Annotated in this window: 15 protein-coding genes; 8 read left to right on the forward strand and 7 right to left on the reverse strand. The window is 71.0% G+C overall.

What is annotated here, in order from left to right:
• Positions 1-173: 173 nt before the first annotated feature.
• The 3 genes from K1J60_RS24455 (at position 174) to K1J60_RS24465 (ending at position 5257) form a co-directional block, all read left to right on the forward strand.
• The gene (locus tag K1J60_RS24455; protein WP_220648052.1) at positions 174-3323 is read left to right on the forward strand and encodes a sacsin N-terminal ATP-binding-like domain-containing protein; all 3150 of its coding nucleotides are present in this window, start codon (positions 174-176) and stop codon (positions 3321-3323) included.
• A gap of 182 nt (positions 3324-3505) precedes the next feature.
• Positions 3506-4285 carry a calcium-binding protein gene (locus K1J60_RS24460; protein ID WP_220648053.1) on the forward strand — a complete coding sequence of 260 codons (780 nt, stop codon included), beginning with the start codon at positions 3506-3508 and terminating at the stop codon, positions 4283-4285.
• 135 nt (positions 4286-4420) lie between these two features.
• The gene (locus K1J60_RS24465) at positions 4421-5257 is read left to right on the forward strand and encodes a DUF5707 domain-containing protein (protein ID WP_220648054.1); all 837 of its coding nucleotides are present in this window, start codon (positions 4421-4423) and stop codon (positions 5255-5257) included.
• A 209-nt stretch (positions 5258-5466) separates the two neighbouring features.
• On the opposite strand, the gene K1J60_RS24470 is transcribed toward K1J60_RS24465, so the two are convergent.
• A complete protein-coding gene (locus K1J60_RS24470; protein WP_220648055.1) occupies positions 5467-7875 on the reverse strand; it encodes an HAD-IC family P-type ATPase in 2409 nt (802 codons plus the stop codon).
• A gap of 241 nt (positions 7876-8116) precedes the next feature.
• Positions 8117-8479 (reverse strand): DUF2530 domain-containing protein, encoded by a 363-nt coding sequence (locus tag K1J60_RS24475; protein ID WP_259407895.1) that lies wholly within the window; start codon positions 8477-8479, stop codon positions 8117-8119.
• A 147-nt stretch (positions 8480-8626) separates the two neighbouring features.
• Here K1J60_RS24475 and K1J60_RS24480 point away from each other — a divergent pair, with 147 nt between their 5' ends.
• Positions 8627-10036, forward strand: a complete 1410-nt coding sequence (locus K1J60_RS24480) for an NCS2 family permease (protein WP_220648056.1) — start codon at positions 8627-8629, stop codon at positions 10034-10036.
• Positions 10037-10101: 65 nt separating this feature from the next.
• On the opposite strand, the gene K1J60_RS24485 is transcribed toward K1J60_RS24480, so the two are convergent.
• On the reverse strand, positions 10102-10284 hold the full coding sequence (locus K1J60_RS24485; protein ID WP_033525916.1) for a ribbon-helix-helix protein, CopG family: 183 nt from the start codon (positions 10282-10284) through the stop codon (positions 10102-10104).
• Positions 10285-10448: 164 nt separating this feature from the next.
• Here K1J60_RS24485 and K1J60_RS24490 point away from each other — a divergent pair, with 164 nt between their 5' ends.
• From K1J60_RS24490 to thpR, 3 genes are all read left to right on the forward strand, one after another.
• Positions 10449-10886, forward strand: coding sequence for a MarR family winged helix-turn-helix transcriptional regulator (locus tag K1J60_RS24490; protein ID WP_215456301.1), 438 nt, complete (start codon positions 10449-10451; stop codon positions 10884-10886).
• A 495-nt stretch (positions 10887-11381) separates the two neighbouring features.
• The gene (locus K1J60_RS24495; RefSeq protein ID WP_398684281.1) at positions 11382-12704 is read left to right on the forward strand and encodes an MFS transporter; all 1323 of its coding nucleotides are present in this window, start codon (positions 11382-11384) and stop codon (positions 12702-12704) included.
• A 37-nt stretch (positions 12705-12741) separates the two neighbouring features.
• Positions 12742-13314 (forward strand): RNA 2',3'-cyclic phosphodiesterase, encoded by a 573-nt coding sequence (gene thpR, locus K1J60_RS24500; RefSeq protein WP_220651663.1) that lies wholly within the window; start codon positions 12742-12744, stop codon positions 13312-13314.
• A 229-nt stretch (positions 13315-13543) separates the two neighbouring features.
• On the opposite strand, the gene K1J60_RS24505 is transcribed toward thpR, so the two are convergent.
• The gene (locus tag K1J60_RS24505; protein WP_220648057.1) at positions 13544-14536 is read right to left on the reverse strand and encodes an aldo/keto reductase; all 993 of its coding nucleotides are present in this window, start codon (positions 14534-14536) and stop codon (positions 13544-13546) included.
• Positions 14537-14666: 130 nt separating this feature from the next.
• On the opposite strand from K1J60_RS24505, the gene K1J60_RS24510 reads away from it, so the two are divergent.
• A complete protein-coding gene (locus tag K1J60_RS24510) occupies positions 14667-15599 on the forward strand; it encodes a nuclear transport factor 2 family protein (RefSeq protein ID WP_220648058.1) in 933 nt (310 codons plus the stop codon).
• 125 nt (positions 15600-15724) lie between these two features.
• Here K1J60_RS24510 and K1J60_RS24515 read toward each other — a convergent pair whose 3' ends face one another.
• The 3 genes from K1J60_RS24515 to K1J60_RS24525 all read right to left on the reverse strand — a co-directional run bounded on the left by K1J60_RS24515 (position 15725) and on the right by K1J60_RS24525 (position 18507).
• Positions 15725-17023, reverse strand: a complete 1299-nt coding sequence (locus K1J60_RS24515; protein ID WP_220648059.1) for an MFS transporter — start codon at positions 17021-17023, stop codon at positions 15725-15727.
• A gap of 108 nt (positions 17024-17131) precedes the next feature.
• Positions 17132-17710 (reverse strand): Uma2 family endonuclease, encoded by a 579-nt coding sequence (locus tag K1J60_RS24520; RefSeq protein ID WP_220648060.1) that lies wholly within the window; start codon positions 17708-17710, stop codon positions 17132-17134.
• A gap of 104 nt (positions 17711-17814) precedes the next feature.
• The gene (locus K1J60_RS24525) at positions 17815-18507 is read right to left on the reverse strand and encodes an SGNH/GDSL hydrolase family protein (protein ID WP_220648061.1); all 693 of its coding nucleotides are present in this window, start codon (positions 18505-18507) and stop codon (positions 17815-17817) included.
• Between the last annotated feature and the right edge of the window lie 129 nt (positions 18508-18636).

The following is an 18636-nucleotide window of genomic DNA, read 5'->3' on the forward strand; positions in this document are numbered from 1 at the left end:
GGGTGCGGGTGTGTGGGGCTTCTCGCGCAGTTCCCCGCGCCCCTGAAAGACCAGCCCCCACCCGACCCGCACCCGCCGACATACCAGCTACCCCCACCACCCTGGACAGACGGCCTAGCCAGCGCGGCGACCCGGTACCTTCGTGTCCACCACACGACAGGGAGAAGTGAACCGTGAGCAAGTTCGTGCGGCCGGCGGCCGAGGGTGCGGACCCGTTCGGGACGGCGCGACTGCGGCGGGGCGTGCTGGACGCCTGGGCGACCAGCCCCGCCCGGTTCCGCGAGGACGCCAACGCCGAGGAGGATCTCGTCCTCGGCGGCTACCGGGACCGCCTCGTCGTGGAACTGGCGCAGAACGCCGCCGACGCCGCCGCCCGGGCCAAGGTGCCGGGACGGCTGAGGCTGACCCTCCGGGACGGTGTCCTCGTCGCGGCCAACACGGGCGCCCCGCTGGACGCGGGAGGCGTGGAGTCGCTGTCCACGCTCCGCGCGTCCGCGAAGCGGGACACCCAGGGCGGCGGCCACGAGGGCGCGGTCGGCCGGTTCGGTGTCGGGTTCGCCGCCGTGCTCGCCGTCACCGACGAGCCCGCCGTCGTCGGGCGACACGGCGGTATCCGCTTCTCGCTCGCCGAGGCCCGGCTGCTCGCCGCCGACACCGCCCGGCACAGCCCGGGACTGGGCGACGAGATCCGCCGCCGTGACGGTCATGTGCCGCTGCTGCGGCTGCCGTTCGCGGCCGAGGGGACCGCTCCGGACTCGTACGACACCGTCGTCATCCTGCCGCTGCGCGACACCGCCGCCGCCGATCTCGCCGAGCGTCTGCTGCACGCGGTCGACGACGCGCTGCTGCTGGCCCTGCCCGGCCTCGACGAGGTCGTCATCGAGGTCGGCGCCGACGAGGTACGGACGATGCGACGGCGCGTGGAGGGGGCGTACGTCGTCGTGGAGGACTCGCGGGACGGGGTGACGCGCTGGCGTACCGTCGCCGAGCACGGGGCGATCGAGGCCGCGCTGCTCGCCGACCGGCCCGTCGAGGAGCGGCTGCGGCCGCACTGGTCCGTCACCTGGGCGGTGCCGACCGGGCCCGACGGGGCGCCGGTCCGGCCGCGCACCAGCCCCGTCGTGCACGCGCCGACGCCCAGCGACGAGGCCCTCGGGGTCCCCGCACTGCTCATCGCCTCCTTCCCGCTGGACACGACGCGGCGGCACGCGGCGCCCGGACCGCTCACCGACTTCCTCGTGCAGCGCGCGGCCGACGCGTACGCCGCGCTCCTCGCGGCCTGGGAGCCGGTCGGCGAGGGCATCATCGACCTCGTGCCCGGCCCGCTGGGCAAGGGCGAGCTGGACGGGGCGCTGCGGCAGGCGATCCTGGAGCGGCTGCCGCGGACCGCGTTCCTGCCGCGTGCCGTGACGCCCGAACCCGACGACGAGCTGGACGAGTTGTCCGCCGCGCTGCGTCCGCGTGACGCCGAGGTCGTCGAGGGGGCCGGCGCCGAGACCGTGCGGGTGCTCGCGGACGTCCTGCCCAGCCTGTTGCCCGCCGGGCTCGAACGGCGCGCGGAACTGCGGACGTTGGGCGTCGCACGCCTGCCGCTGGGGGACGCGATCGACCGGCTCGCGGGGCTGGAGAAGGCCCCCGACTGGTGGCGGCGCCTCTACGACAGCCTCGCCGGGGTCGACCCGGACCGGCTGTTCGGCCTGCCCGTGCCGCTCGCGGACGGACGGACCGCCATCGGCCCCCGGCAGATCCTCCTGCCGACCCCCGACGGCCCGCAGACGGCCCGCCCCGACACCCTGGCCCGCCTCGGGCTGAAGGTGGCGCACCCGGACGCCGCGCATCCGCTCCTGGAGAAGCTGGGCGCGCTGCCCGCGACCCCGCGTGCCGTGCTCACCACCCCGCAGGTGCGGGCCGCCGTGGCCGCCTCACTGGACGACGACGGCGGTGTCTGGGACGAGGAGGACGGACGGCCGGACGCCGAGGAACTGGCCGATCTCGTCCTCGCCCTGGTCCGCGACGCGGCCCTCGACCCCGGGGACGAGCCCTGGCTCGGCGCCCTCGCCCTGACCGACGAGGACGGTGAACTGGCCCCCGCCGGTGAGCTCGTCCTCCCCGGCAGCCCGTTCGCCCGGGTCATGCGCGAGGACGAACTCGCCCTCGTCGACGCCGAACTGGCCGACCGCTGGGGCGAACAGCCCCTGGCCGCCTGTGGAGTGCTCGCCAATTTCGCCCTCGTACGCGCCACCGACGTCGTCCTCGACCCCGACGAACTGGAGCCGCGCGACGGGGACTTCGCCGAGCCCGACGACGCCGGTCTGCTGGACGCGGTGGACGTGTGGTCCGAGGACATCCTCGACCGGTTCCCGGACAGCCCGGTGCCGCCGGTCGCGACGGAGATCGTGGCCGTGCGCGACCTGGACCTCGTCGACGAGGACCGCTGGCCGGAGGCGCTCGCCCTGCTCGCCCGCCCGCCGCTGCGCGACGCGCTGGTCCAGCCGGTGCGCATCCTGCTCCCGGACGGTACGCACGAGATCGTCCGCCCCTACACGGCCTGGTGGCTGCGCGGCCACCCCGTCCTCGACGGCCGCCGCCCGGCGGGCCTGCTCGCGGCCGGCGGCGACCCGCTGCTGCGCGGCCTGTACGACGAGGCCGACGCCACCGGCTTCGACGACGAGCAGGTCCTGCGGGCGCTGGGCGTGCGCACCTCGGTGGCCGCGCTGCTGGACGAGCCGGGCGGCGCCGCCGAACTGCTGGACCGTCTGGCCGACCCCGGCCTCCCGGTGTCCGCCACGCAACTGCACGGCCTGTACGGCGCGTTGGCCGACCTCGACCCCGAACAGGTCACCCTGCCCGATGAGTTGCGCGCTGTGCTGGACGGCGAGGTGACCGTCGTGGACGCGGCCGACGCCGTGGTCGTCGACTCGCCCGACCTGCTTCCCTTCACCTCCGGTGTGCCGCTGCTCCCCGTACGGCCTTCGCGGGCCGCGGAGTTGGCCGAGCTGTTCCAGGTGCGGCGGCTCAGCGAGTCGGTGACCGGGGACGTCGACTCGGAGGGCACGGAGCACGACGTACCGGAGTCGGTGCGGGTCCTGCTCGGCCCGGCCACCCCGTCGTCGTACGTCGAGCACGAGGAACTCGTCGTCGACGGTGTCGAGTTGGACTGGCGCCGCACCCGGGACGGCGTGCTGCACGCCGCCACGCTGGAGGGCGTCGCGGCCGGGCTGGCCTGGGCGGCGGGGCAGTGGCCGCGTCGCTTCGAGGTGGCCGCGCTGCTCGAAGACCCGTCCAGGACAGAGGAGTTGGCGCGCGACCGCTGGTTCGACTGACCAAACCTCCGCGGTGTGATCCGCGCAACATTCGCAAAGGTTGTTCACAACTCGTACAACCATTCCCACGAGCCCCGAGTCTGATCTGGTGAGCCACCCGGCTCTGCCAGACACTCGGGCCCCGTGTGCCGACACTTCGTGCGTCATCTTCGCCGCGGGTCCCCTTCTACGTGGGGAATACATTGCACAAGCGTGCGACTTTGGGTGTCGTCGTCACCGGCGCCCTGGCTCTGACCGCCCTTGCTGCTCCGGCCGCGCAGGCCGACGAGAAGTACGGCAACATCAAGGTCACCAGTGTTTCCGTCAACGGCGGCAAGGCCGTCGTCGTCGGCGCGAAGGCCAAGAAGACCATCACGCTCAAGTTCACTGTCACGGACAACTCCGGCCACCGCATGGCCACGGCGTACCTGTACCGCGGTGCGAACATCGACACCGCCGACAGCGCTGCCTCGCCGAGCAAGGACCCGATCACCTGCAAGAAGGTGACGTCGACCAAGTCCAACTGCACGGCGAGCTTCACCTTCACGCCGAACTACAACGCCATCAACTCCGTCGCGGGCACGTGGAAGACCTGGGCGATCGCCCAGGCCAAGGACTACGACTACGTCCAGAAGGACAACCTGAAGTCGTTCAAGGTCCTGCGCGCCGCCCAGCTCGCGGGTGCCAACGCCTCGCCGGAGCCGGTCGCCAAGGGTGCGACGATCACCGTCACCAGCAAGCTGACCCGCGCCAACTGGAACACCGGGGTGAACGGCGCGCTCGGCGGCCAGCCGGTGCAGCTGCAGTTCAAGAAGGCGGGCGCGACCGCCTACAAGACGGTCAAGACCGTCAACTCCGCCTCCACGGGCGCTGTGTCCAGCACCGTCAAGGCGAGCGTCGACGGCACGTACCGCTACGTCTTCGCGGGCACCTCGACCACGGCGGGCGCGACTGCCACGGGCGACACCATCGACGTGAAGTAAGCAGCTCGACCCAGGGGGATGCGCCGGGCGAACCGGCGCGTCCCCCAACCGCAGAGCCCGCGGGTCAACCGACTCGCGACCACCCGGGGCCACGTCACGACGACCGTCGGCCCCACCTCACCACCGGGGGAATACATGCGTATGCGTGCCACTGTGATCGCCGTCTCGGGCGCCCTCGCCCTGTCCGCCTTCGCCGTTCCGGCCGCGCAGGCCGATGACGCGCCCGGTGCCCTCGGGGCGTCGGTCACGCCGTTCGGGGCCCTCGCGGACGAGATCGTCGGCGACACCGTCATCAAGAAGGTCACCGTCAACGGTGGCAAGGACATCGTGGTCGGCACCTCCAAGAAGAAGAGCGTCACCCTCTCGGTCACCGCGACCGACCCGTCGGGCATCGAGGACGGCTACGCGTTCCTGTGGAAGGGGAACGACATCGACTCCGGCGATGTCGTGGGCGCGATGGTCCCGGACGCGGACAACGGCACCTGCACCGCCGTCGACGCGACCACGTCCACCTGCAAGGTGACCGTCGTCGCCGACCCGAAGGACAACATCTACGGCAACGTGCTGGCCGGCAAGTGGCACGTCTTCGCCGGTGCCCTGGGCAAGGACGGCGACTACAACATCCAGGAGAAGCACTCCAAGGCCAGCGTCAAGCGCGCGTCCGCGCTGACCGTCAACGCCTCTCCCGAGCCGGTCAAGAAGGGCAAGACCATCACGGTCTCCGGCAAGCTGACCCGCGCCAACTGGGACACCCTCAAGTACGCGGGCTACACCGGCCAGTCCGTGAAGCTGCAGTTCAAGAAGAAGGGCACGTCCGCCTACAAGGACGTCAAGACGGTCAAGTCCGGCTCCGGCGGGGCGCTGAAGACCACCGTCAAGGCGGCCGCCGACGGTTCGTTCCGCTTCGTGTTCGCGGGCACCTCCACCACGCCGGCCGTGACCTCCGCGGCCGACGCGATCGACGTGAAGTAGGTCGCGGGCAGCGGTGAGAGACAGGGGCGTCGGTCCGGGTTCTTCCGGGCCGGCGCCCTTTTCGTAGAGCGGGAGCGGACTTTCGTAAGAAGTGGACGCACGGTCCGTTGTGGTCAGAGGCGAGGACGCCGGCCGGCGGCGGGTCCGGTTTCCCCTACGGGCGTACGCCTGCTCCCGCGCGGGCGTACGCCCAGCGCGCGGTGCCCGTGCTACGCGGGGAAGCGGCGGTCCACCCATCTCCACAGGAACTCCAGGATCGCCCCGGCCCCGGCCGCGACGGCGACCGCCGTCCACGGCATCGTCGTACCGACCAGGCGCAGCGCGAAGAAGTCCTGGAGCCAGGGGACGACGAGGACCAGCAGGAACCCGGCCCCCATCGCGGCGACCAGACCGAGACGCCACCAGGTGTAGGGGCGGGCGATGATGGCCAGCACCCACATGGAGATCAGGAAGAGCGTGAGGGTGGCGGCGCTGGTCTCGGCCTCCAGCGCGCCCTCGCCCGTGTAGTGGTGGCGGGCGATCAGGTAGGTGGCGAAGGTCGCCACGGCCGCCAGTACGCCGCCCGGGATGGAGTAGCGCATGACCCGGCGGACGAAGTGCGGTCTCGCCCGCTCCTTGTTGGGGGCGAGGGCGAGGAAGAACGCCGGGACGCCGATCGTCAGGGTGGAGAGCAGGGTCAGATGGCGGGGGAGGAAGGGGTACTCCACCTGCCAGCAGACGACCAGGATGGCGAGGAGCACCGAGTAGACCGTCTTCACCAGGAAGAGCGTCGCCACGCGGGTGATGTTGCCGATGACCCGGCGGCCCTCGGCGACCACCGACGGCAGGGTCGCGAAGCTGTTGTTGAGCAGGACGATCTGGGCCACGGCTTTCGTCGCCTCCGACCCGGAGCCCATCGCCACACCGATGTCGGCGTCCTTGAGGGCCAGGACGTCGTTCACCCCGTCGCCGGTCATCGCCACCGTGTGGCCGTGGGACTGGAGCGCGCCGACCATGTCCCGCTTCTGCTGGGGGGTCACGCGGCCGAACACGGTGCCCGCATCGAGGGCCGTCGCCATCTCCCCGCGCTCGGCGGGCAGCCGGCGGGCGTCGACCACGTCGCCGCTCAGGCCGAGCTTTCCGGCCACCGCGCCGACCGACACCGCGTTGTCGCCGGAGAGGACCTTCGCCCGTACGTTCTGCTCCTCGAAGTAGCGCAGGGTGTCGGAGGCGTCCGGGCGCAGCCGCTGTTCGAGGACGACGAGGGCGGCCGGGTGCGCGCCCGTCGCGACCTCGGGGTCGTCCAGTTCCCGGGTCACCCGGGCCAGCAGCAGCACCCGTAGCCCGTCCTCGTTCAGCCGTTCGGTCTCGGTGAGGGCCGGGTCGTCGTCGGGGAGGAGGACGTCGGGGGCGCCCAGCAGCCAGGTGCTGGAGTCGCCGTCGCCCTCGTTGAAGGCCGCGCCGCTGTACTTGCGGGCCGAGGAGAAGGGCAGTGACTCGGTGCAGCGCCAGTCCTCGCCGTCCGGGTAGGCGTCGATGATCGCCTGGAGGGAGGCGTTCGGCCGGGGGTCCGACGTGCCGAGGGCGCCCAGCACACGGCGTGCGTACGACTCGTCCGTCCCGCCCAGGGGGCGCAGCTCGGTGACGTCCATGCCGCCCTCGGTGAGCGTGCCCGTCTTGTCCAGGCAGACGGTGTCGACGCGGGCCAGGCCCTCGATGGCCGGCAGCTCCTGCACCAGGCACTGTTTGCGGCCGAGACGGATGACGCCGATGGCGAAGGCGACGGAGGTGAGGAGGACGAGGCCCTCGGGGACCATCGGGACGATGCCGCCGACCGTGCGGGCGACGGAGTCCTTGAAGTCGTTCTCCTTCACGATCAGCTGGCTGATGATCAGGCCGATCGCGGTCGGGACCATCATCCAGGTGACGTACTTGAGGATGGTGGAGATGCCGGAGCGCAGCTCGGAGTGGACGAGGGTGAAGCGGCTCGCCTCCTCGGCCAGCTGGGCCGCGTACGCCTCCCGTCCGACCTTGGTCGCGGTGAACGCGCCGCCGCCCGCGACCACGAAACTGCCCGACATCACCTGGTCGCCGGGCTGTTTGACGACCGGATCGGCCTCGCCGGTGAGCAGTGACTCGTCGATCTCCAGCCCGTCGGTCTCGACGCACTCCCCGTCGACGACGATCTTGTCGCCCGGCCCGATCTCGATCAGGTCCCCGAGGACGATCTCGGAGGTGCCGACCGGCGTGGCGGCGCCGTCCCGCCGGACCGTGGGCTTCGCCTCGCCGATCACCGCCAGGGAGTCGAGGGTCTTCTTCGCCCGCCACTCCTGGACGATGCCGATGCCCGTGTTGGCCAGGATCACGAAGCCGAAGAGGCTGTCCTGGATCGGCGCGACGAAGAGCATGATCACCCAGAGGACGCCGATGATCGCGTTGAACCGGGTGAAGACGTTCGCGCGGACGATGTCCACCGTGGAGCGGCTGCTCCGTACGGGTACGTCGTTCACCTCGCCGCGGGCCACCCGCTCGGCCACCTCGGCGGCCGTCAGACCACGCGCCCGTCGCGTGTCCAGGGGGGCCGAGGCGGCGGTGGGGTGCACAGGGTCGAGGTCGGTGCCCGCGTCGATGTGCGTCATGCATTCGACGGTACGTGCGGATTTGGGGGTTCACCCACCGAGTGTGCGAAAGATCCGACCTGGGGAGGAGGGTTTGCTCCGCCGTGGTGCCGGGGTCGTACGTGCCCGGCGTGCGGTGGGTGCCCTCGGTTGATGCCGGTCCCGGGGGTCGCGCCCCCGGACCCCCGTCTGTCGCCCTTCGGGCTCGTCCTCAAGCGCCGGTCGGGCTCAGGCGCCGGTCGGGCTCAGGCGCCGGTCGGGCTCAATTGGTGGCGGGCCGTGCCTCCACGTCGCCGGCCTCGGTCTCGCCGGTCCCGCCGGTCCCGTCGGTCCCGTCGGTCTCGCCGGTCTCGTCGGCTTCGGCCTCGGCCGTGGCCTTCCGTGCCGCGTCGCGTTTGATCGCCGCGTCCCGTCTGCGGACGTAGTAGATGCCGATGAAGCCGAGTCCGCCGCCCGCCAGGCAGGTCCACACCCACCAGGTGTGCCCGTGGTCCTCGTACCAGCCGTAGAAGGGGAGCTGGACGACGAAGAGGACGAGCCACAGGATCGTGCCGCCGATGATGGTCGGCACGATGGGCCCTTCCAGGGGCTCCGGTGCCTCGTGCTTGGGGGTCCACTTCGCCATGGGCACAGCTTACGAGGCGCCGGGGTCTACGCGCGGAGATGGCTTCGGCCGCAATGTATGTTCATACTGAAACGGTTTCTGACTGGCCACTTCTGTTCGTAGAAAACTCCAACAACGCCTGAAGGTCTGTTGGGGATGAGGTCTCGTATGTCCCCGCAGGGTTTCTCCCTCGACCGCTACTTCAGGATCACGGAGCGCGGCAGCACACTGTCGCGTGAGATCCGGGGCGGGTTCGCCACCTTCTTCGCGATGGCGTACATCATCGTGCTCAACCCGATCATCCTGAGCAGCGCGAAGGACATGTACGGGCACCAGCTGGACTACGGCCAGCTGGTCACCGCCACCGCGGTCACCGCCGCCTTCACCACCCTCCTCATGGGCGTCATCGGCAACGTGCCCATCGCGCTGGCGGCGGGGCTCGGCGTGAACACGGTCGTCGCCCTCCAGCTCGCGCCGCGCATGTCGTGGCCGGACGCGATGGGCATGGTGGTGCTGGCCGGTTTCGTCGTGATGCTGCTGGTGGCGACGGGCCTGCGGGAGCGCGTCATGAACGCGGTGCCGCTGGGCCTGCGCAAGGGCATCTCCATCGGTATCGGCCTGTTCATCATGCTGATCGGGCTGGTCGACGCCGGCTTCGTCACCCGGATCCCGGACATCGCCAGGACGACCGTGCCGCTCCAGCTCGGCGCTGACGGGCATCTCAACGGGTGGCCGGTGCTCGTCTTCGCCCTCGGCGCGCTGCTGACGCTCGCGCTGATCGTGCGCAAGGTGCCGGGCGCGATCCTCATCTCGATCGTCGCGATGACGCTGCTCGCGGTGGTCGTCGAGGCCGTCGCGAAGCTTCCTGCCGGTTCCTGGGGCCTGACCACCCCGAAGTGGCCCGGCAACCCGGTCGCGACCCCCGACTTCGGGCTGCTCGGCGAGGTCAGTCTCTTCGGCGGCTTCGACAAGGTCGGCCTGGTGACGGGCGTCCTCTTCGTCTTCACGGTCCTGCTGTCGTGCTTCTTCGACGCGATGGGCACGATCATGGGCGTCGGCGATGAGGCCAAGCTGACCGACGCGGACGGTCAGATGCCGGGCATCAACAAGGTGCTCTTCGTCGACGGCATCGCCGTCGCGGCCGGTGGTGCCAGCTCCTCGTCCGCCACGACCTGCTTCGTGGAGTCGACGGCGGGTGTGGGCGAGGGGGCGCGTACCGGCTTCGCGAACGTGGTCACCGGTGGCCTGTTCGCCGTCGCGCTGTTCCTCACTCCGGTCGCCACCATGGTCCCCTCCCAGGCGGCCACTCCGGCACTGCTCGCGGTCGGGTTCCTGATCCTCGCGAACTCCGTCCGCGAGATCGACTGGGCCGACTACACGATCGCGATCCCGGCCTTCGTGACGATGGTGATGATGCCGTTCACCTACTCGATCACCAACGGCATCGGCATGGGCTTCATCACCTTCGTCGTGCTGCGCCTGGCCGCGGGGCGCGGTCGCGACGTTCCGGTCGCGATGTACGCGGTGTCGGCGGTCTTCCTCTTCTACTACCTGATGCCGGCGCTGGGCCTGACGTGAGCGGACGCGGCCGCTGCCGGTGACCCCGCCTCCCCGGTCCTCGGTCCCTCACGTCGCCCCGGCCCTCAGGTCACCCCGTAGAACTTCTCCGTCTCGTCGACGGCGGTCTGGAACCGCTCGTCGAAGTCGTCCCGAATGAGCGTCCCGATCACGTAGTCCTGGACGCTCATTCCCCTTTTCGCCGCGTGGGTCCGGAGCCGTTCGAGCAGCTCCTCGTCTATCCGCAGGCTGAGCACAGTGGTCCCCATGTGTACGAGGGTCAGGTGCGCTCTGATGCGTCGTGTCATGTTCTGCGTACTAGTCACTCATATGAGTGATCCGGGGATTGGATCGGCGTGAGTGGCGGGGCTCACGGGCACGGCTGTGGAGTTTCGGTGGTCTTTAGGGAGAGTAATGAGTTAGGCTAAAGAACATGCCTGACCTGAACCATGGCGACGACGAGGCCGCTGTGAACGCCCTCCGCTCCGCCGTGATGCGCCTGTCCCGTCGGCTCAAGCATCAGCGGGTCGACGAGTCGCTGAGCCCGACCGAGATGTCGGTGCTCGGCACGCTCGCTCGTTGCGGTACGGCCACCCCCGGTGAGCTGGCCCGCAAGGAGCATGTGCAGCCGCCGTCGATGACCCGGATCGTCGCCCTGCTGGAGAGCAAGGGGCTGGTGAAGCTGGAGCCGCATCCCGAGGACCGGCGGCAGAAGGTGGTCACCCAGACCGAGCGGGCCGAGGCGATGCTGGAGGAGAGCCGACGCAAGCGCAACGCGTTCCTCGCGTCCCTGGTCGAGGGACTCGACGAGGAGGAGTGGGCCGCGCTCCGGACCGCCGCGCCGGTGCTGGAGAAGCTCGCGCACCTCTGATCCCGGGACCGGCCGCCGGGTGCGCCGCCTTCGTGGGCGGCACGCCGGTGCAGCCGCCGGTGCGCCCCGGCATACAGCCCGTGCGCCTTCGGGGTCGGGCATGGGCCGACCCGAAAACCAGCAGACAGAACAGGAGCGGTGAGGCTCACGCAACCCCATGACGTACACGCGTTTCACGCAAGGAGGCGAGCCCCTTTGAGTACGGGCCCCGGAACACCTTCCGTCCCCGCACCCCCGCCCACCCACGAGCCCCGGCCCACCCCCGCCGTACCGGAGGCCCCGCCGGATACCACCGGCCAGGTGAACAAGAGCGAGACACCGGGGGACTCCGGCTCGCCGACCGCGCCCGGCTCGCCGACGGGCCCCGCCGCGACCGGGAGCCCCGACGTCGCCGCCCCGCCCGCGCCCGCCATCCCGCCCGCTCGCCGCCCGGCGGCGCACGGCTCCGAGCCCGGCCGTTCCCCGGCCGGTGCGGCTGAGGCCTCGCGGGCCTCCATGTTCCGGTCGTTGAGGGTGCGGAACTACCGGCTGTTCTTCGTCGGGCAGGTCGTGTCGAACATCGGCACGTGGATGCAGCGCATCGCGCAGGACTGGCTGGTGCTGAGCCTGACGGGGTCGTCGACGGCCGTCGGTGTGACGATGGCGCTCCAGTTCCTTCCGATGCTGCTGTTCGGGCTGTACGGCGGCGTGCTCGTCGACCGGTTCCCCAAGCGGCGCCTGCTGTTCGTGACGCAGACGTCGATGGCGGTGACGGGGCTGGCGCTGGCCGCGCTGACGCTCTCGGACCAGGTGCAGGTGTGGCACGTGTACGTGGCCGCCTTCGCCGTCGGTATGGCCACGGTCGTCGACAACCCGGCCCGGCAGTCGTTCGTGTCCGAGATGGTCGGGCCGGACCAGCTGCAGAACGCCGTCAGCCTCAACTCGGCGAACTTCCAGTCGGCCCGTCTCGTCGGCCCCGCCGTCGCCGGAGTGCTGATCACCACCGTCGGCACGGGCTGGGCCTTCCTCTACAACGGCCTCTCCTTCGTCGCCCCCATCATCGGCCTGCTGCTGATGCGGACCCGCGACCTGCACCCCGTCCGCCGCGCCCCCCGCGCCAAGGGCCAGCTCCGCGAGGGCCTGCGCTATGTGGCCGGACGCCCCGAACTGCTGTGGCCCATCGTCCTCGTGGGCTTCATCGGCACCTTCGGCTTCAACTTCCCCGTCTGGCTCTCGGCCTACGCGGACGACGTGTTCCACGCGGACGCCGGCTCGTACAGCCTCTTCAACACGCTGATGGCGGTCGGCTCCGTCGCCGGCGCCCTGCTCGCGGCCCGCCGGGGCACCGCCAGGTTGCGCGTGCTGCTCGGTGGCGCGCTCGCCTTCGGGCTGCTGGAGATCGTGGCGGCGCTGGCCCCCGCGTACTGGATCTTCGCCCTGCTGATGGTCCCGATAGGGATGTTCGGCCTGACGGTGAACGTCACCGCCAACACGGCCATCCAGATGAACACCGACCCCGCGATGCGCGGCCGCGTCATGGCCCTCTACATGATGGTCTTCCTGGGCGGTACGCCGCTGGGCGCGCCGGTCGCCGGCTGGGTCACCGACGCGTACGGCGCCCGGCTCGGCTTCGTCGCCGGCGGTGTCGTCGCCACGGTCGCCACGGTCGTCGTCACTCTGTTCCTCGTCAGGGCCGGGGGGATGCGACTGTCGGTGGCGTGGCGGCGCGGGCACCCACGGGTCCGCTTCGTGCCCGCCCGGCGAGCCGCCGCGGACCACGCGGAGCAGGCTGGAGAAAAGCCCGAGGAGCAGACGGTGTCCGTGACGAGCGCGGCCTAGCGCTGGAAGGGTGGCACTCATGCGTACGACGAGTACCGTGCGGCTGTTCGCCGCGGTGTTGCCGCCCGATGAGGTGGTCGATGAACTCGGCCTGGTGGTCGGGGAGTTGAAACGGCTGGCCGGTGCGGACCGGTTGCGGTGGACCGCGCCGCCCGGCTGGCACTTCACGCTCGCCTTCTACGGGGAGGTCGAGGAGGACGTCGTCCCGGAGCTGTCGCGGCGGCTGGAGCGTGCCGCGGGCCGGAGCGAGCCGTTCCGGCTGGCGGTGCGCGGTGGCGGCCGGTTCGGGCACGGGCGGGCGCTGTGGGCGGGGGCCGAGGGGGACGTCGGCGCGCTGCGGATGCTGGCCGACCGGGCGGAGGCGGCGGCGCGGAAGGCCGGGGTGCCGATGGGGGAGCACCGCCGGTACACGCCCCATCTGACGGTGGCCCGCAGCCGGGTGGATCTCGACGTACGGCCGTACGTCGCCGTGCTCGACGCCTTCGCCGGGAGTCCGTGGACGGTGTCCGAGCTGGCGTTGGTGCGCAGCGATCTGCCGACGTCCGGGGTGGCGGGTGAGCAGCCGCGGTACGAGGCGGTGGCGCGGTGGGGGCTCGGGGCGGCCGGATGACCGTTCGGGCCGCCGGTTAGGCTCGGGGGGTGGACCCGAAGACCCGTAACCGGATCATGGCCGGTGTGCTCGTGCTGATGTTCGCCGTGGTGGCTGTGGCGGCGGCGCTCGGTAAGTGACCGCCGCGCTCCGGCGCCGTCGGGGAACTGCGGACCGTACTGACGCGCCTCCCAGGTGAGGGCTGGTCGCGCAATTCCCCGCGCCCCTCAAGGGCAGGGGCGGCCGGCGGTCACCAGGCGAAGGCCTCCGGGGACGGACCCGGGCCCGGGAAGATCTCGTCCAGGGCGCTCAGGAGCTCCTCGCTCAGGGTCAGCTCGGACGCGCGGATCGCGGAGTCGAGCTGCTGGGCCGTCCGGGGGCCGACGATCGGTCCGGTGACGCCGGGGCGGGTGAGGAGCCAGGCGAGGGCGGCCTCGCCCGGTTCGACGCCGTGCTTGTCGAGCAGGTCCTCGTACGCCTGGACCTGGGCGCGTACACCGCTGTCGGCGAGGGCGTCGGCGGCACGGCCGGAGGAGCGGCGACCGCCCTCGGCCTCCTTCCTGATGACGCCGCCGAGCAGCCCGCCGTGCAGCGGCGACCAGGGGATGACCCCGAGGCCGTACTCCTGCGCGGCCGGGATGACCTCCATCTCGGCGCGGCGCTCGGCGAGGTTGTAGAGGCACTGCTCGCTGACGAGGCCGATGGTGCCGCCCCGGCGGGCGGCGATCTCGTTGGCCTGGGCGATCTTGTAGCCGGGGAAGTTGGACGAGCCTGCGTACAGGATCTTGCCCTGCCGCACGAGCACGTCGACGGCCTGCCAGATCTCCTCGAAGGGCGTGGCCCGGTCGATGTGGTGGAACTGGTAGACGTCGATGTGGTCCGTGCGCAGGCGCTTGAGGCTGGCGTCCACGGCCCGCCGGATGTTCAGCGCGGAGAGCTTGTCGTGGTTGGGCCAGGCGTCGGCCGAGGCCGCCATGTTGCCGTACACCTTGGTCGCGAGGACGACCTTGTCGCGGCGGTCGCCGCCCTTCGCGAACCAGTTGCCGATGATGCTCTCGGTGCGGCCCTTGTTCTCGCCCCAGCCGTACACGTTCGCCGTGTCGAAGAAGTTGACTCCGGCGTCCAGCGCCGCGTCCATGATCGTGTGGCTGTCCGCTTCGTCCGTCTGCGGACCGAAGTTCATCGTGCCGAGGACCAGTCGGCTGACCTTGAGTCCTGTGCGTCCGAGTTGTGTGTACCTCATGACCGTCCAGCCAAGGCGGTGGAGTGCGCTCTAGGCAAGCGGAAGGGATCTTGCGCTAACTGGAGGTTAGTGCTTTCCTTTCGTAAGCATATGTTTGAACTTTCAAGCTGAGTCTCCAGATGGGAGCATCGTGACCCCCACCACGCCTGCCCGACGCACGCTCGTCGCCGTCCTCGCGGCCGTCGCGCTGACGTCCACCCTCGCCGTCGTACCGGCCGCCGCGGCCCCGCCCGCCGCCGTCGCCGAGCGCGCCCCGCACGGGGACGCCGCGCGGCTCGCCCATCAGAAGTCCGTGGCCGTACGGGTGCTGAAGGGGGTGTTCGAGGACGGGGACACGGCGGTCGTCGACCGGTACGTGCGGCCGGACTACATCCAGCACAACCCGTTCGCCCCGGACGGCGCCGAGACGCTGAAGGGGCTCGCGGCGGCCATGGTGCAGCAGTTCCCGGACGCCGCCTACGACATCAAGCGGGTCATCTCCCAGGGCGACCTCGTCCTCGTCCACTCCAACGTCGTGCTCACGCCCGGCAGCCGGGGCTCCGCCGTCTTCGACATCTTCCGGTTCCAGGGCGGGCGGATCGCGGAACACTGGGACGTGGGGCAGGAGGTGCCGGAGTCCTCCGCCAACGGCAACGACATGTTCTCCACGGTCAGCCGTCCGCGCACCGCCGTGCCGGGGCCGGCCTGGCTGACCTCGTACAACGAGAAGCTGGTGACCAAGGCCTTCGACCGGCTGCTGGTGCGCAAGGACCTCTCGGCGCTCGACCGGTACTGGGGCCCCGAGTACCACCAGCACAACCCGAACATCCCCGACGGGGTGGCCGGGGCCAGGGCCGGTCTGGGCGGCTACTTCGAGCAGTTCCCCTCCCTCGCCGTCGCGCGCAAGCGCGTCGTCGCCGAGGGCGACCTCGTCGCCGTCCACAGCCACTACGTCAACGCCCCGGGCGAACGCGGCCAGGCCGTCGTCGACCTGTTCCGGGTGCGGAACGGCAAGATCGTCGAACACTGGGACGCGCTCCAGGACGTGCCGGAGACGTCGGCGAACGACAACACGATGTTCTGACCGTCACACCGTTTCCCGATGGGCCCGGCGGTCATGACGCCGGGCCTTCGTGGCGACGGTCGGTGTCGGTTCTTCGCGAGGGGCTGATGGGTGTCAGTCCTGCAGTTCGCGAGGGACTGTGGGTGTCAGTTCTTCGCGAGGGACTGTGGGTCCTGGTCGTCGTTCGGGGCGGGGACGAGGGGCGGCTCGGCACCGCGGCGGGGGGTGAGGAGGAGCAGGGGGGTCGTCAGGAGGAGCAGGCCGGCCGTGGCGATCGCGGTGCGCGGGGTGGTGACGGCGGCGAGGAGACCCCAGAGGGCCGTCATGGCGGCGGTGGTGAGCTTGCCGGTGACGGACCAGGCGGTGAGGGTGCGGGCGACGCGGTCCGGCGGGGTCCGGGTGAGGCGCTGCGTGGCCAGTACGGGGTTGAAGACGCCGATGCAGATGATCAGGCCGAACTCGACGACCATGACGAGGACGAGGCCGGCCGGGCCCGCGCCGACGAACGCCAGCCCGAGCGGCCAGCACGCCCGCAGGGTTCCGGCGACCCGGACGACCCTGTCCTGGCCGTAACGGGCGACCAGAGGGCGGGAGAGGCGGGAACCGATCAGGCCGCCGACGCACGGGACGGCGAAGGCGAGGCCGTACTGCCAGGGCGCGAAGCCGAGTTGACCCACCATCAGGATGACCAGCAGCGGCGCCGGCGCCATGATCAGGGAGTTGACCAGGACGGAGTTGAGGAAGAGGGGACGCAGGGCCCGGTCGCGGAGGATGTACCGCCAGCCGTCGAGGAGATCCCCGGCGCGGAACCGGGGGGTGCTGCCCGCGGTCGGCTTCGTGGACGGGTCCGGTCGGGTCGGCCGGGGCTCCTCGCCGCCGATCGCCCGGATGCCCGCTGCCGACAGGAGGTAGCTGCCGGCGTCGATCAGCACGGTGACGACCGGGCCGAAGAGACCCATCGCGGCACCGCCGAGGGGCGGGCCGAGCATGGTCGTCGTCCAGGTCGTGGCCTCGAAGCGGCCGTTGGCGGCCACGAGGTGCTCCGGGGGGACCAGGAACTTCAGACAGGCACCGCTCGCCGCGGTGAAGGTGATGTCGGCCACGGCGACGACCGTGGAGACCAGGAGGAGTTGAGGGAAGGTGAGCAGGTCCAGGGCGTAGGCGACGGGGACGGACAGCAGGGTCGCGCAGCGGACCAGGTCCATCGTGATCATCACCGGGCGCTTGCGGCGGAACTCCACCCAGGGGCCGAGCGGTACGGCCACGGCCGCGCCCACCGCCAGGCCGGTGGCCGCCAGCGCGGAGACCTCCGTGGGGCCGACGTGCAGGACCAGGACCGCGATCAGGGGGAGCGCGTCGAACGACAGCCGGGTCCCGAACGCGCTGACCGCGTACGCCGCCCACAGCCACCGGAACTCCCGCCCCAGCCCACCGCCCCGTGTCATCCGCCCCGCCCCGCATCCGTCGCCGCCGCGTCCGACCGGGACATCCAAGTGGGCGGGGGGCCGCCGATCAAGTGCGGGGTGCCCCCGAAGAGGCTGCGGGCGACGCCGTCAGTCCCGCGGGAAGTCGGCGGTGGGAAGGACCAGGCCGAGCAGGGTGGTGGTCATGTCGACGTCGCCGCCGTACGTGATGGACAGGTCACTGACGTAGTCGCCGTCCTTGGGCTGGGTGAACAGCCGGCACTTGCCCGCGTAGGGGTCGGCGATCAGATAGACGGGGACCTCGGCGAGTGCGTACGCGGTCTTCTTGGGGCCGTAGTCGTTCCGGGCGGTGTCTTTGGAGATGACCTCGGCGATGAACTCGACGTCCTCGTAGCGCCAGCGGCCGTTGGCGTCCTTGTCAGCGCCGTCGCGCAGCTTCGCCACGTCCGGGGCGAGACCGTTCAGCTGACCGGGGAAGTCGATGCGGACGTCCGACACGGCGTTCACACCCTTCCCGAATGCCTCCAACAGTGCCTGGAGAACCGCGAAAATGGTCTTCCAATGAGCATCCCGCTGCGGCGACATGTAGATGGTCCCCTCGACGATCTCGGCCCTGTAGCCCTCGGGGACGTGCATCTGGTCGAACAGCTTGTCCAGGGTCTGCTCGTTGATGTCGGCCATCTCGATCCTGTCTTCAAGGACGGTCATCGTGGCGCTCCTCCCCGGCCGCCCCTCGATCGAAGACGGCCGCGCAGTACAACGATACGCACGGTGACCAGGGCGCGGGCGGCGCGACTACGTGGCGCGACGGCTCAGGAGTACGGCAGTTCGTACGGTCCCCCCAGGTCCCACGCCTCGTGCATCGCGTTCGCGAAGGTCGCCGCGATCTTGTGTTCGCCGGAGGCGTTGGGGTGGGTGCCGTCGTAGGTGTCCTCGTGGATGTCGTACGACGGGGGCGGGGAGGCCAGCAGGAGCGGGGAGCGGGGTTCGTCGAGGTCGGCGGCCGTCTTGGCGAGGAGTTCGTTGAAGCGGGCGACCTGGGCGGCGAAGGGGGCGTCGGACTCGGCGCGGACGTTCGGGATGACCGGCAGGAGGACCATGCGGATGTGCGGGGCGGCCTCCCGGGCGGCTTCGACGAAGCGGCGGGCGTTCTCGGCGGTCTGCTCGGCGTTGGTGTAGAAGCCCAGGTCGATGAGGCCGAGGGAGACCAGGAGGACGTCGGCCCGGTGGCTGCGGACCGCGTCGGCGATCAGCGGGGCCATGTGGAGCCAGCCCTCGCCCCAGCCCGCGAGGTGGGCGCGGGGGAAGCGCGGGTCGGTGTCGGCGTACTCGTACGACGTCGGGGCGTCCGTCGCCTTGTCGTAGAGCGTCTCGCGCGGCCCGACGATCTTGAAGGGGCCGTCGTCGTACGTCGTGCGCAGGTGCTGCCAGAACCGGTAGCGCCATGTGTGTTCGCCCGCGCTGCCGATCGTCATGGAGTCGCCTACGGGCATGAACCTGAGCATCCGCTCATCATGAACGATCGCTACCGGCGGGTACGACCTCTCGACGGAGAAGAGCCCTGTGAACCCCGCCACGTGGGCCGCGCCCACCCACCCCACCGCGCACGGCGCTCCCCCGCTCCACTCGGCGGA

It is taken from the genome of Streptomyces akebiae, from assembly GCF_019599145.1.
In the GTDB taxonomy this organism is placed as follows: domain Bacteria; phylum Actinomycetota; class Actinomycetes; order Streptomycetales; family Streptomycetaceae; genus Streptomyces; species Streptomyces akebiae.